Origin of the sequence: Roseovarius sp. MMSF_3359 (assembly GCF_030733385.1) — a bacterium.
In the GTDB taxonomy this organism is placed as follows: domain Bacteria; phylum Pseudomonadota; class Alphaproteobacteria; order Rhodobacterales; family Rhodobacteraceae; genus Roseovarius.
Window position 1 is genome coordinate 33907 of sequence record NZ_JASHJC010000015.1, and the last position, 14131, is coordinate 48037.

The 14131-nt window shown below is 62.2% G+C and carries 12 protein-coding genes; 6 read left to right on the top strand and 6 right to left on the bottom strand.

Features of this window, described 5'->3' with window-relative positions; translation table 11 throughout:
- Positions 1–103 precede the first annotated feature (103 nt).
- Both RBB29_RS18470 and RBB29_RS18475 read left to right on the top strand, forming a co-directional pair.
- Positions 104–625 carry a sigma-70 family RNA polymerase sigma factor gene (locus tag RBB29_RS18470; RefSeq protein WP_306116003.1) on the top strand — a complete coding sequence of 174 codons (522 nt, stop codon included), beginning with the start codon at positions 104–106 and terminating at the stop codon, positions 623–625.
- The gene (locus RBB29_RS18475) at positions 622–1257 is read left to right on the top strand and encodes a ChrR family anti-sigma-E factor (RefSeq protein WP_306115969.1); all 636 of its coding nucleotides are present in this window, start codon (positions 622–624) and stop codon (positions 1255–1257) included. Before RBB29_RS18470 ends, RBB29_RS18475 begins: the two co-directional genes overlap by 4 nt.
- A 20-nt stretch (positions 1258–1277) precedes the next feature.
- Here RBB29_RS18475 and RBB29_RS18480 read toward each other — a convergent pair whose 3' ends face one another.
- Positions 1278–2513: a urate hydroxylase PuuD gene (locus tag RBB29_RS18480; RefSeq protein ID WP_306115968.1), complete on the bottom strand. Its 1236-nt coding sequence runs from the start codon at positions 2511–2513 to the stop codon at positions 1278–1280.
- Between the two features lie 110 nt (positions 2514–2623).
- Here RBB29_RS18480 and RBB29_RS18485 point away from each other — a divergent pair, with 110 nt between their 5' ends.
- The gene (locus RBB29_RS18485; protein ID WP_306115967.1) at positions 2624–3535 is read left to right on the top strand and encodes a LysR family transcriptional regulator; all 912 of its coding nucleotides are present in this window, start codon (positions 2624–2626) and stop codon (positions 3533–3535) included.
- A 252-nt stretch (positions 3536–3787) separates the two neighbouring features.
- Here RBB29_RS18485 and uraH read toward each other — a convergent pair whose 3' ends face one another.
- Positions 3788–4141, bottom strand: a complete 354-nt coding sequence (gene uraH, locus RBB29_RS18490; RefSeq protein ID WP_306115966.1) for a hydroxyisourate hydrolase — start codon at positions 4139–4141, stop codon at positions 3788–3790.
- A gap of 161 nt (positions 4142–4302) precedes the next feature.
- Between uraH and puuE the strand changes: the two genes are divergently transcribed.
- From puuE to RBB29_RS18505, 3 genes are read left to right on the top strand one after another with little or no spacing between them, the layout of a single operon-like run.
- On the top strand, positions 4303–5718 hold the full coding sequence (puuE, locus tag RBB29_RS18495; RefSeq protein ID WP_306115965.1) for an allantoinase PuuE: 1416 nt from the start codon (positions 4303–4305) through the stop codon (positions 5716–5718).
- Positions 5715–6209, top strand: a complete 495-nt coding sequence (locus RBB29_RS18500; protein ID WP_306115964.1) for an ureidoglycolate lyase — start codon at positions 5715–5717, stop codon at positions 6207–6209. Before puuE ends, RBB29_RS18500 begins: the two co-directional genes overlap by 4 nt.
- Positions 6210–6261: 52 nt before the next feature.
- Entirely contained in the window at positions 6262–7704 is a 1443-nt protein-coding gene (locus tag RBB29_RS18505) for a uracil-xanthine permease family protein (protein WP_306115963.1), read from the top strand.
- Positions 7705–7802: 98 nt separating this feature from the next.
- Here the strand turns inward: RBB29_RS18505 and RBB29_RS18510 are convergent, their stop codons facing one another.
- From RBB29_RS18510 to xdhA, 4 genes are all read right to left on the bottom strand, one after another.
- Positions 7803–9386: a xanthine/uracil/vitamin C permease gene (locus RBB29_RS18510; protein WP_306115962.1), complete on the bottom strand. Its 1584-nt coding sequence runs from the start codon at positions 9384–9386 to the stop codon at positions 7803–7805.
- 71 nt (positions 9387–9457) lie between these two features.
- Positions 9458–10294 (bottom strand): xanthine dehydrogenase accessory protein XdhC, encoded by an 837-nt coding sequence (gene xdhC, locus RBB29_RS18515; RefSeq protein ID WP_306115961.1) that lies wholly within the window; start codon positions 10292–10294, stop codon positions 9458–9460.
- Complete coding sequence (gene xdhB / locus RBB29_RS18520; protein WP_306115960.1) at positions 10291–12612, bottom strand: xanthine dehydrogenase molybdopterin binding subunit; 2322 nt, start codon at positions 12610–12612, stop codon at positions 10291–10293. Before xdhB ends, xdhC begins: the two co-directional genes overlap by 4 nt.
- 11 nt (positions 12613–12623) lie before the next feature.
- Complete coding sequence (xdhA, locus tag RBB29_RS18525) at positions 12624–14084, bottom strand: xanthine dehydrogenase small subunit (RefSeq protein WP_306115959.1); 1461 nt, start codon at positions 14082–14084, stop codon at positions 12624–12626.
- Positions 14085–14131: the final 47 nt, after the last annotated feature.

The following is a 14131-nucleotide window of genomic DNA, read 5'->3' on the forward strand; positions in this document are numbered from 1 at the left end:
GACACCCGCCGGTTATCATGCTCTTGTGGCATCATCCAAAGATGTAGTTGGGCGAAACTTGAGCGAAATACCTTCTCAGACGTTGTCTGATCAGACAGTTTGGATGCTGGCCGTGCGCGATGAGCGCGACAGGCAGGCTTTCGCACAATTGTTTGACTTTTTCGCGCCCCGCCTCAAGGGGTTCATCATGCGCTCCGGGGTGACCTCGGCCGAGGCCGAGGACATCGTGCAGGATGTCATGCTGTCCGTTTGGCGCAAGGCGTCTTCGTTCGATCCGCATCGGGCGCAGGTTTCAAGCTGGGTTTACCAGATTGCCCGAAACCGCCAGGTGGACGTCCTGCGCAAGACGCGCCGGCCCGTCCCCGAGGAATTGAAACAGGAGACGACGACGGATGTTGATTCCGTCCAGATCATCGCCCTGGAGCAGGAAGCCTCCAAACTGCGTGACGCGCTGGCAACGCTCAGCGACGATCAGCGCGAGATGGTCGAAAAAGCATATCTGGGCGAGCTCAGCCACAGCGAAATTCAGGCTGAAACCGGGCTCCCCTTGGGAACAATCAAATCGCGCATCCGTCTTGGGTTAGAGCGGCTGCGTCACGAGCTAAAAGGTACAAGGCAATCATGACGGATATTGTCCATCATATACCCGACCACTTGTTGTTGAGCTACGCATCGGGATCGCTCCCGCAGCCCTTTGCCCTGGTTGTCGCGGCGCATGTGTCGATGTGCGACGAATGCCGCGCGCGGCTGGAGGCGCATGAAAGCGTCGGCGGTATGGTCCTGGAAGATAGCGACCAGATCATCGTTTCCGACGATGCCAAATCGCGTCTGATGGCGCGGCTTGACGATGCGATGGAGACACAGCCGATCTATGATCGCTCGGGCATCTTCCCCGCGCCCGTCATGCAGGCGTTGAACGGGTTGCCGCCCAAGTGGAAATCACTCGGCATGGGCGCGCGGCAATCCATCCTCGACGAAAGCGCCGAAGGCAGTGTCCGGCTTTTGTATATCCCGCCGGGACAGGCCGTGCCGGACCACGGCCATAACGGGCTTGAGTTGACGATGGTCCTGCAGGGAGCGTTCAGCGACGAAACCGGGCGTTATGGTGCCGGGGATGTCGAGGTAGCCGATGCGGATCTGGAACACACGCCGATGGCCGAAGAGGGCGAGCCGTGCATCTGCCTTGCGGCGACGGATGCGTCTTTGCGGTTCAACGCGTGGGTGCCACGCATGTTGCAGCCCTTCTTCCGCATCTGACGCAGAACCGGGTTCGGCGCTCAGCCCCGCGTCGCGTTGAGATACCATTTGATGACCGCCCGGCGCTCGTCCTCTTCCATGAAAGAGACGTTGGCGGGCGGCATAGCGTCGCTCACCCCTGAGTGCAGGTAAATCATCGGGGCGAAACGTGCGACATCCGCCTCTGTCTCCAAAAACACCATCTTGGGCGCCCGGTGGATACCATCGTAAAACGGCTCGCGCGCGTGACACATGGCGCAGCGACCTGGGATGATCCCGGCCACTTCTTCGAACCCATCGGCCTTGGCAAACCGTTCCTCGGCGGGGGTCAGGGCGCGTGCCTCGGACGCCTCGTAACTTTCGTGTTTCAAGGGCGCCGTACTGAGCCACATCACCGCGATGAAAAGCAGAGTGGTCACAAGCCAGGTCCACCATTTCATGCCCCCGCCCGCATGCATCGTGTTGAAGAAATGCCGGATGGTGACCCCCATCAGGAAAATCAGCGCAGCGATGATCCAGTTGTATTCCGTGGCAAAGGCCAGCGGGTAGTGGTTCGAGAGCATCAGGAAGATCACCGGCAGGGTGAGATAGTTGTTATGGGTCGAGCGTAACTTGGCGATCCGCCCGTATTTCGGGTCCGGTGTACGGCCTTCCTGTAAATCCTTCACCACGATGCGCTGGTTCGGCATGATGATGAAGAAAACGTTCGCGGTCATGATCGTGGCGGTGAACGCACCCAGATGCAGCATTGTCGCGCGCCCGGTGAAGATCTGGTTATAGCTCCAGCCCATCGCCACCAACAGTACGAAGAGCAGCACCATCAGCAGTGTCGGCTTTTCTCCGAGGCCCGATTTGCAGAGGACGTCATAGATCAGCCAGCCGATCGACAGGGACGCCGCCGAGATCACGATGCCCTGCCAGAGCGCCAGATCAGCCTTGCCCTTGTCGATCAGGTAAAGTTCTCCCCCCACCCAATAGACGATCATCAAAAGCGCCGCGCCGCTGAGCCAGGTCGCGTAGCTCTCCCATTTGAACCAGATCAGGTGGTCGGGCATGTTTTCCGGCGCCACCAGGTATTTCTGGATGTGGTAGAACCCGCCGCCATGGACCTGCCATTCTTCGCCATAGGCCCCCGCAGGCAGATGCGGCACCTTGCGCAAACCCAGATCAAGCGCCACGAAATAGAAGGACGACCCGATCCAGGCGATCGCGGTGATCACATGCAGCCACCGGACCGCAAATCCCATCCAATCCCACATGATCGCAAAATCGTGCATGTCCGCTCTCCGTCAAAAGCCATTCCCGAGGGGTATCGCATCTTTGCCCATTATTCTGAATTCGGGAAAAAAGCCTAGCTCCTTCAAGTCAAAACTAATAATAATCGGCCATGGCCTATCTCGACAACGTAAAGACATTCGTACGGGTGTATGAACTTGGCAATATGTCAGCGGCCGCACGGGACCAACGGATCTCTGCAGCGGTCGCATCGGCTCGGATCGCCGCGTTGGAAGAGCACCTGAATGTCCGCCTGTTCCAGCGCACCACGCGGATGCTGAACCCCACCGAACAGGGTGTCATGTTCTATCGCGGTGCCTGCAAGATCCTCGAAGCGGTGGACGAAGCCGAGGCCGAGATCACATCGGTCACCCAGACGCCGCGCGGGTCGCTGCATGTGGCGGCACCGCTTGGCATGGGGCAGCGCCTGATCGCGCCGGCGGTGCCGGAATTCAAGGCGCTCTATCCGCTCATCAACATCCGCCTGCGCCTGTCCGATCGCAAGCTGGACCTCGCCGGCGAAGGTCTCGATGCGGCGTTTTTCCTGGGCGTGCCCGAGGATTCGTCGCTTCGCATCCGCAAGATCGCCGATTGCGAACGTGTGCTTTGTGCGGCGCCGGACTACATCGCCCGCAAGGGCACGCCCAACTCCAGCAATGACCTGAAAACCGACCTGCATGATTGCCTGAACCTGCGCTATGCGGGCGCGCCGGAGTTTCAATGGCCGTTGCAGTCACCCGACGGTGTCCGACGCGTGGCCGTGTCGGGGCCGTTCGAGTCCGATCACGGCGATGTCCTCACCCAATGGGCGCTGGAGGGGCACGGGATCGTCCTGAAACCGCTCTTCGAGGTGGCCGAACACCTGAATGCAGGCCGGTTGGTCCGCGTGCTGGAAGAGGAACCGCCGGTGCCGATCCAGATGGCCTGCCTCTATGCCCATCGCCGCCGTCAGGACCCCAAAACGCGGCTGCTGATCGACTTCATGGTAGAGCACATCAAGGCCTCCCTCCCGGCGGCGGGGTGACCGACCCATAAAAGCCCCATGGAAACCTTTGCGGATGTGGCATCAGATTCCACGCGCGGAATCAAGGCGCGCAGCGCCGCCGCGCGATCGCCAGACCGCCCGCAAGGGCTGGCGATTTTGCAGGCATGTCAACCAGTCCCAGCTGGGATGACTGGGCTACCATAAAGTGCACCCCACCAGCGATTCGTCGCCATCCCGCGGTCTGGCGATCGCGCGGCCTCTCATCGATTTGGGACTATCGGAGTCGTCAGTCTAACTGCCGCGATAAGTGCTGTAGCCGAAGGGTGAGAGCAGCAGGGGAACGTGGTAGTGGGCGGCTTCCGACATGCCGAACCGCAGCGGGACAACGTCGAGAAATCGCGGGGTCTCTTCCGCCACGCCGGTCGCGTCGAGGTAATCGCCCGCGTGAAAGACCAGCTCATAGATGCCGGTCTGAAACTCGGCCTCGGGCAGGATCTGCTCATCGGTCCGGCCATCATCGTTCGTCTGCAGGGTCCGCAGATGTTCGCGGCCATCGCCCGTGATCCGGTAGAGTTCGATCACCAGCCCCTCCGCCGGGCAACCCCGCGCGGTGTCCAGAACATGCGTCGTCAGATATCCAGCCATGTCATGCCCTCTTGTTGAAGCGTCCAGGTGGGACCGTTTCTGCCGCGTCCGGCCCGCAAGGAACATCGGTTTCTTTCCAATAACTCTTTCAAGTAATTTTAGAAAGCCAATCGCATTGTTTTGTTCTAGAACCAAATGGAACCGATACGCCGGAGGCCCCGATGAACCGCTACCCCCGTGACATGCGCGGATATGGGCAGAACGCCCCCGACCCTCAATGGCCGGGCGGGGCCAGGATCGCCGTGCAATTCGTGCTGAACTACGAAGAGGGGGGTGAAAACTCCCTGCTCCACGGCGATGCGGCGTCCGAGGCGTTTCTGTCGGACATCCCCGGCGCGGCACCCAGGCCCGGTCGGCGGCACTGGAACATGGAATCCCTTTATGAATACGGCGCGCGTGCCGGGTTCTGGCGGCTGCATCGCCTGTTTACCGGGGCGGGCATTCCGTTGACGATCTACGGCGTAGCCACGGCGCTCGCGCGCAGCCCGGAACAGGTGCAGGCGATGAAGGACGCGGGTTGGGAGATCGCCAGCCACGGGTTGAAATGGATCGAACACAAGGACATGGCGGAGGCCGAAGAACGCGCCGCCATTGCCGAGGCCGTGCGGCTTCATACTGAGGTCGTGGGCGCGCGCCCGCGCGGGTGGTATACCGGTCGGTGCAGCGAAAATACCGTGCGGCTGGTGGCCGAGGAAGGCGGTTTCGACTACGTCTCCGACACCTATGACGACGATCTGCCCAGTTGGATCAAGGTGGGCGAGCGGGATCAGTTGACCATCCCCTACACGCTCGAAGCCAATGACATGCGGTTTGCGGGCAGCCCTGGCTGGGTCACCGGCGAGCATTTCTTTCAATACCTGAAGGATGCTTTCGATACGCTCTATGCCGAGGGCGAAGCAGGGCATGCCAAGATGATGTCAGTCGGGCTGCATTGCCGCCTCATCGGGCGGCCCGGAAAGATCGCTGGGCTCATTCGATTTATCGATTATATTCAAGGCTTTGACGGTGTCTGGTGCCCGCGCCGCATTGATATCGCCGACCATTGGGCCGCGACCCATCCCCCGGCCCGCTCTGCCCGGCCGAGCGGTATGGAGAGGGACGATTTCGTCGCCACCTTCGGCGGTATCTTCGAGCACTCGCCATGGATTGCCGAACGGGCTTTCGACCTCGAACTTGGCCCCGCCCATGATTGCGCCGCCGGTGTGCATAACGCGCTCTGCCGGATGTTCCGCTCCGCCAGCCACGATGAACGCCTGGGCGTCCTGACCGCCCATCCGGACCTCGCTGGCAAGCTTGCCGCGGCGGGGAAACTGACGGCGGAAAGCACGTCGGAACAGGCCGGGGCCGGTCTTGACCTCCTGACCGATGCGGAGCGTGAGACCTTCCAGAAGCTGAACAGCGACTATGTCGCCAAACACGGGTTCCCCTTTATCATCGCCGTGCGCGACCACGACAAAGCCTCGATCCGCGCCGCATTCGAGCGGCGGATTGGCAACGACACAGAGGACGAGTTCGAAGAGGCCTGCAAGCAGGTTGAGCGCATCGCGCAGTTGCGCCTGCAGGACATGCTGCCATGAGCCGGTCATTGACCGCGGCACCCCTGGCTGCCGAAGCATTCGCACCCTATGGCGATGTGATCGAGGCGCGCGGCACCCCCACCAAGATGATCAACCAAGGCATGTGCGGGCGGTATCACGACCTTGCCCAACTGGATTTTACCGATGGCCGCGCCGGGATCAGCCTGTTCGACGCCAAGGCCCGGCACCTGCCCCATGTGGTCGATATGGTCGAACGCCATCCGGCGGGGAGCCAGGCGTTCATGCCCATCTCGCAGGTCAGGTTCCTCGTCATCGTGGCCGATGATGAAGGCGGCATGCCGGTCAACCCCCAAGCCTTCGTGACCGCGCCGGGGCAATCCATCAATCTGCACCGCGGCGTGTGGCACGGTGTGCTGGCCCCGATCGGGAGCCCGGGGCAGTTTGTCGTGGTGGACCGGATCGGCGACGGGCCGAACCTGCAAGAACACTGGTTTGACGAACCTTACATCGTCGAGGCGATCACCATGTAGGCCATCCCTGCAGGCGCGCCGCCGATTTTCAACTATGGTGGAGGAGGAACCTATGGCTGAACACTCAATCGGAACCCCGGCGCAATTGCGCGATCCAGATTACTTTCCGGGGCTGGGCCGGGCCATACCGCTTGGCATCCAACATGTCCTGGCGATGTTCGTCTCGAACGTCACACCGGCGATCATCGTGGCCGGGGCGGCCGGGTTCGGCTTTGGATCGAATTCGCCGGATTTCCCTGAACTGCTCTACCTGATCCAGATGTCGATGCTCTTTGCCGGTGTCGCGACCCTGCTGCAGACGGTTACGATGGGTCCTGTCGGGGCGTCGCTGCCCATCGTGCAGGGCACTTCTTTCGCCTTCATCCCGATCATGGTTCCGCTGGTGGCGGGCAAAGGTGTCGACGCGCTCTCGGCACTTTTCGCCGGGGTGATCATCGGCGGGGTATTTCACGCCGCCCTCGGCCTTGTCATTGGCCGGATCCGGTTCGCCCTGCCACCGCTGGTCACGGGCCTCGTGGTGACGATGATCGGGGTTTACCTCATCAAGGTCGGCATCCAATACGCCGCAGGTGGCGTGCCGGCAAAGCTCTCCGGAGCGGCGGAATACGGCTCCTTGCTGAACTGGTCGGCGGCACTGGTGGTGATCCTGGTCACGCTTGGGCTGAAATTCTATGCAAAGGGCATGTTGTCGGTCTCGGCGGTCCTGCTGGGCCTGATTGCCGGCTATGTCTATGCGCTTCTGGTTGGCATGCTCAGCTTTGATGCGATTGGCGCCTCCTGGGGTAACGCCGCCGCCTTCGCCCTGCCCCAACCCTTCAAATACGGGTTCGAATTCTCGGCCGCCGCGATCATCGGGTTCTGCCTGATGTCTTTCGTCTCTGCCGTTGAAACGGTGGGGGACGTCTCGGGCATCACTAAGGGGGGCGCGGGCCGCGAGGCGACTGACACGGAAATCCAGGGCGCGACCTATGCCGACGGTCTGGGCTCCGCGCTGGCCGGATGTTTCGGCGCGTTTCCCAACACGTCCTTTAGCCAGAACGTCGGCTTGATTGCCATGACAGGCGTGATGAGCCGCCATGTCGTAACCTGCGGGGCGATCTTCCTGATCGTCTGCGGTTTGATCCCGAAAGTTGGTGGCGTCATCCGCACCGTCCCCATCGAGGTTCTGGGCGGTGGCGTGATCGTCATGTTCGGAATGGTCGTGGCCGCCGGCATTTCCATGTTGTCCGATGTGGATTGGAACCGCCGCAACATGGTGATCTTCGCCATCTCGCTCAGCATCGGTCTGGGCCTGCAATTCGAGCCGGACGCGGTGCAGTACCTGCCCGAGACCTCGCGTATCCTGATGACCTCGGGGCTGTTGCCTGCCGCTTTCCTCGCGATCACCCTCAACCTTATTCTGCCCGAAGAGCTTTCGGCAGAAGCCACCGAAGAGGTTTCCGGCGGCATGGCCGGGCACGGCAAGGGGTCGCTACCCAAACCCCACGATGGCTAAACAAAAGAACCGGCGCCTTGCAGTAAGGCGCCGGTCATCACGTCATCATCCATACCATCAAAAAAGGGCGGCTTGCGGGCCGCCCCTCTTCTTGGTCTTCATGCCTCCCGCACCGGGGTGGGTTCTTCCATCGGCAGGTTCTTGTTCTCCAGTTCATCCTTGTGGAAGATCGGGTAGATGAACAGGAAGGCTGCCGCGATGAGGTATCCACCGCTGATTGCGCCGAGCTCCGGCCAATGCAGGCTCGCCCCGTGAATGATCCCAAACATAGCCATCACGGATGCCGCAAGGGCAAACCCACCGGCGTTGCGGAAATCCCCGTCGATGATGCTGGCCACGATCGCGCCCCAGATCAGCCCGGTCAGGATCGCACCCTGCGACAGGGCCAGATGCCCGCTGTAATGCGCACCTTGTTGGAGCATCGCGGCGGTCAGTGCCGGATCACCCAGGGCAGGAATTCCTTCGACACCCGCGGCACCGAGGGCGCCCATCAGAGAGCCCCATTTGACCATCAGGAAGGCCGAGACATGCGGCATCATGGCGATGGTCACCGCCGCCATATGGTCGGTCTTGACCGAATGGGCCGTGTTAGTGATGAGGCTCAGCGCCACGAAGACCAGCACTGGTGCCGCCGCTGCCACCGGGATCAAGTTGTTGAGGAAGGCCAGAAGCCCGAAGAAGGCCGCAAGCGGGATCACGATGCCGACCCCCACGACATAACCCGCATGCGCCCCCATGCGCTTGTAGGCCGGGTGGCCGATATAGGCGGTGGTCGGGAAGGGCGAGCCAAAGATCGCGCCGATCATCGTACCTGCGCCATCGGTTACCTGACACAAGGCGACCGGGTAGTGATCGCCCGCGGCCTCGGCGCTTTCGACATTGTTCATCGTTTCGATGAAGTTGTAGATCTGCACCGGCACCAGCACGAGGAAGAGTTCAGGGTTGGCAAACAGGTGCTGTATCCCCGCGATCAGGTCACCGACATAGGGCAAGGGCGGATAGAAGCCGACACCCTCGAAGCTGACCGAAGCCTGCCCGATCAGCAGGGCAACAATGGTGCCCACCCCAAGCGCCAGAAGGCCCGCCGGGATGTTGTAGGGCAGCCGGAACCGACCCACGAGACCCCAGAGGATGATGATCATCGACGCGAACCCCACGAAGGGGTTTTCGAAAATCGTGGCCAGTGGGACGGTGCCAATGAAGACAAGCGCAATCCCGCAAAGCGTGCCAAGCATGCCCGCCCGGGGCGTGACCCGCTTGAGGAACGGGCCGATAATGGCGCCGAGGCCCGCGACAATGCCGCCCATGAACCCCGCACCAATGCCCACCTGCCAGGCCAGCATCGCGTCCTGCGTCGACCAGTAGATCGGGCCGATAACGCCGAAAAGGTAAACGAACATCACCGGTGTCGAGATCCCGTAAGGCAGGGCCGTGACATCGCGCCCTTCCCGTTCGGCCACGCGCTTGGCAAGCAATGTATAGACGACGACACCGGCCAGGATGGCCACTGCCGCACCTGGCACGATCCGGCCGAAAACGATCTCGGCGGGCATCTGGAAAACGAACTGGCAAATGCCCGACAGGACGATCAGATTGATCAGGTTGTCGGTAAACAATGCCCAGAATGCGCTGAAGTCATTGCGCGCAAAAATTCTGTAGGAATAACTTCCTCCCTGCTGCATGGCAGGCCTCCTCTTTTGTATGTGGCCGGGCCCGGTGATCTCCTCTTCACCGGTCGGGTCCGGCCGGCTCCCTACCTTGCTGTGTGCAAGGTTTCCGCCGCCTCGGGGGCGGTATTCCTCCGTGTCTGCGTCAGTGCGGCCATGATTTCGGCCGCGACAAAGGCCGCGATAATCTCGGGCCGCTTGTCGGCGCTGCCACCGGCCCCGATCGGACAGGTCAACGCATCGGTTTCCTGCCCGCCGCCATGATCGCGGCACCAGCTTTCGAACCTCGCGCGTTTGGTCGCCGACCCGATCATCCCGACATAGGCCGCATCACCGCGCGCCAAGGCCGCGGCGGTCAGCAGGAAATCAAGCGCGTGATCGTGGGTCAGCACGACAAATGCGCTGCCCGCGGGCGCAGATGTGATCTCGGCCTCGGGCAGGGCCGTATGGCGTTTGTCGACGGGTGCCTTGCAGAGCGCCATCTCCTCGGCCCGCGTATCCACGAGCAGTGTGCGCACCGGCATCTGAGCCAGAAGCCCGGCCAGTGCACGTCCGACATGACCTGCACCCATGACATAGACATGGGGCAAGGCGCGGGTTTCGGCCTCGGCCCGGGCCAGAGCACCCTGCCGGTCCGCCGCGCTCATAAGGGCAATCTCGACCTCGACCCGTCCGCCGCAGCATTGGCCGATCTCCGGGCCAAGCGGCACATCCTTGACGGCATGGGCGATCCCCTTCGCCAGCATCATCCGCGCCTCGTCGATCATCATGTATTCCAACTGTCCGCCGCCGATCGTCCCATAGGTTTCGCCAGGCGCCACGAACATCTCGGTCCCGGCCTCACGGGGGGATGAGCCGCGCGCCTTGGTCAGCCTGACCGATGCCACCTCCGAATGACGGTCGACGAATGCCACAAGGGTCATGCCGCCCTCCCCGCTTTCAACCGCTCCACCGCCATCAAGACCCGTTCGGGCGTGGCCGGTGCATCCAGTCGCGGACATTCGCGGTAATCGGCAACGCTGGCGACGGCCATCGACAGTGCCTCGAACACCGAAATACCGAGCATGAACGGCGGCTCCCCCACGGCCTTGGAGCGTTTGATCGTCATCTCGCGGTTTTCCGACCAGTCGGCCAGATTGACGTTGAATTCGCGGGGCCGGTCCGAGGCCAGCGGGATCTTGTAAGTCGAAGGAGCGTGTGTCCGGAGGCGTCCGGCATCGTCCCACCAAAGCTCTTCGGTGGTAAGCCACCCCATGCCCTGAATGAACGCCCCTTCGACCTGACCCTTGTCCAGAACCGGGTTCAGTGAACGGCCCACGTCATGCAGGATATCAGTGCGCAGCACCCGGTACTCGCCGGTCAGCGTGTCGATCTCGACCTCGGAACAGGCGGCGCCATAGGCGTAGTAATAGAACGGACGGCCCTTGCCGGTGGCGCGATCCCAATGGATCTTGGGCGTCTTGTAGAACCCCGCCGCCGACAGGTGGACGCGCGCCATGTAGGCCTCTTTGATGAAGGCGTCGAAACTGATGACCTCGTCCCGGATCTGTACGCGGTTGGGGCGAAACTGGACCTCCTCGGGTTCTGCCTGCCAGCGTTCCGTGGCGAAATCCACCAGCCGCGCCTTGATCTGCTCCGCCGCATCAAGCGCCGCCATCCCGTTCAGGTCCGAGCCCGAGGAGGCCGCCGTGGCCGAGGTGTTTGGCACCTTTTCGGTGGTTGTCCTGGTGATCTTGATCCGGTCCACATCGACCTGGAATGTCTCGGCCACGACCTGCGCGACCTTGGTGTTGAGGCCTTGCCCCATCTCGGTCCCGCCGTGGTTCAGGTGGATCGAGCCATCGTTATAGACATGCACCAGCGCGCCCGCCTGATTGTACCAGGTGGCGGTGAAAGAGATGCCGAACTTGACGGGCGTCAGGGCGATGCCGCGGCGGATGATGCCGCCCTTGGCATTATGCGCGAGCACCGCTTCGCGGCGCGATTGATAGTCGGCGCTCGCCTCAAGCTCCTCGACAATCCGGGGCATGATGTTGTCCTCGACCGTCTGGTGATAGGGCGTCACATCGCGCCCCTCTCCATAGAAATTGGCCTTCCGTATATCCAAAGTGTCCTTGCCCAGCGCATAGGCGATCTCTTCCACCATCCGTTCGGCGGCAATCACGCCCTGTGGCCCACCAAAGCCGCGAAAGGCAGTGTTGGACACGGTGTTGGTCTTCATCGGATGGCTTTCCAGCCGCACATGCGGGTAGAAATAGGCGTTGTCGGCGTGAAAGAGCGCCCGGTCAGTCACCGGCCCCGAGAGGTCCGAGGAATAGCCGCAGCGCGCGGCGAACTGACCATCAACGGCCTCGATCCGGCCCTCATCGTCAAAGCCCACATCATAGTCGATTACGAAGTCATGGCGCTTGCCGGTGGCGGTCATATCCTGATCCCGGTCCGGGCGGATCTTGACGGCGCGGTTCCATTTCTTGGCGGCAATCGCAGCCACCGCGCAGAAAAGGTTCATCTGGCTTTCCTTGCCGCCAAACCCGCCGCCCATGCGCCGCACATTCACGGTGACCGCGTTGGACGGCACGCCCAGCACATGGGCCACCATATGCTGCGCCTCGCTTGGGTGCTGGGTCGAGCAATGCACGATCACATCATCATCCTCGCCGGGCACCGCAAAGGCGATATGGCCCTCTAGATACATGTGATCCTGCCCGCCCACGACCATCCGCCCGCCGATCCGGTGCTTGGCCTTTTCCAGTGCCGCAGAGGCATCGCCACGCGACAGGGTCAGCGGATCAGTAATATGCGGATACCCGGCCTCCTGTGCCGCCACGGGATCAAGCGCATGGGGCAGCGGGTCGTAATCGACCTTGGCCCGTTCCGCCGCGCGCCGCGCCGCGTCGCGGGTTTCGGCAATCACCGCAAAGAGCGGCTGGCCGTTGAACTCCACCTTGTCGGTCGGGAAAACCGGCTCGTCATTGCGACCGGTCGGGCTGATATCATTGTGGCCGGGAATATCCTCGGCAGTGAGCACGTCGATGACACCCGGCGCGTTGCGCACGGGATCGAGGTCGATTTTGCGAATGCGCGCATGGGTCTCGGTCGCAACGCCCAGATAGGCGTGCAACGTACCAACCGGCTCGGCGATATCGTCGGTATAGGTCGCCCGCCCGGTCACGTGTTTGAACGCGCTTTCATGTTGCAGGTCGGTGTGAACCGCGCCGTGGATCGTGGCCTGATCTTTCATCGCTCCCTCCCTCACGCGCTCAACCGGACCGGGGCATCTTCGCCCGCAGCCTGCTCAAGGTAAAACCGGCGCAACAGGTTCTGCGCCGTCCGCATGCGGTAATCCGATGACGCGCGCCAGTCGCTTAACGGTGAGAAATCACTGGCAAGCGCCCCGGCCGCCGCTTCAAATGCGGCCTCACCCCAGGGATGCCCCACCAACGCCGCCTCGGCCTGCGCCGCGCGTTTCGGGGTTGCAGCCATACCACCGAAGGCGATGATCGCGCGGGTGATCTGCTCCTGCTCGGTCACAACACTAATCCCCACCGCTACCGAAGAGATATCCTCGTCCCGGCGTTTCGAGATCTTGTAGGCCGCATCGCATTGTCCCGTCCTGGGGAGCGGAATGCGGATGGTTTCGACGAATTCACCGTCGGCACGGTCTTGCTTTCCATAATCCACGAAGAAGTCTTCCAGGGGCAATGTGCGGCGGGCATCCCCACGGCGCAGCGTCACCTCAGCCTCCATCGCGATCAGGACGGGCGGCGTGTCCCCGATGGGCGAGCCGTTGGCGATATTGCCGCCGATGGTCCCCATGTTGCGCACCTGCCATCCGGCGATGCGGTCCCAGTATTCGGTCAGATGCGGAAAATGCGCGGCAATCAACGGAGCGAACTCGGAATAGGTCACACCAGCGCCGATGGTGATATCCGTTTCGGTCACGTCGATGGATTTCAGCCCGTCCAGATGACCGATAAAGATCGCAGGTCCGATGGGGCGCAGGAACTTGGTGACCCAAAGCCCCACATCGGTGGCCCCGGCCACGATCGTGGCGTCGGGATGGTCCAGGAGCGCCTGCGCAAAATCATCGACATCCGCGGGCAGGATCGCCTGGTCATCCGCGGGGCCGGTGATGACCCGTCGGCCATCCCGCAACGATTTCAAATGCTTGGTATTAGTTTCCCGCTCTCGCGACAGGTAATCCGCCGATGGTGTCCCGTGGCGGCCTACCGCCAGAGCGGCGGCAATGATCGGCTCATACCCTGTGCACCGGCAGAGATTGCCCTGAAGCGCCGTTTCGACCTGCGCGACCGTCGGCTCGGGCTGTGCCATCCAGAGCGCGTAGAGCGCCATGACAAAGCCCGGTGTGCAGAAGCCGCATTGGCTGCCGTGATGCTCGACCATCGCCCGCTGCACCGGATGCAAACGACCGTCAGGACCCGAAAGATGCTCGATGGTGACGACATGACAGCCATCCAGCGAGGCCAGGAACCGGATGCAGGCATTCACGATTTCATAGCGCAGCGCCCCGTCATGCAGCCGCCCCACCAGAACCGTGCAGGCGCCGCAATCACCCTCGGCGCAGCCCTCCTTTGTCCCGGTCAGGCGCTGCTCCAGCCGGAGAAAATCCAGCAAGGTCTGCGATGCGCCAACATCCGGCACGGCAACCTCCCGGTCATTGAGGACTAATCGGATCTCCCGGCGCGGTTCCATCCCGGCCCCTCCTGCGTGTGCGATACAGGAGACAGAATACCGCAATT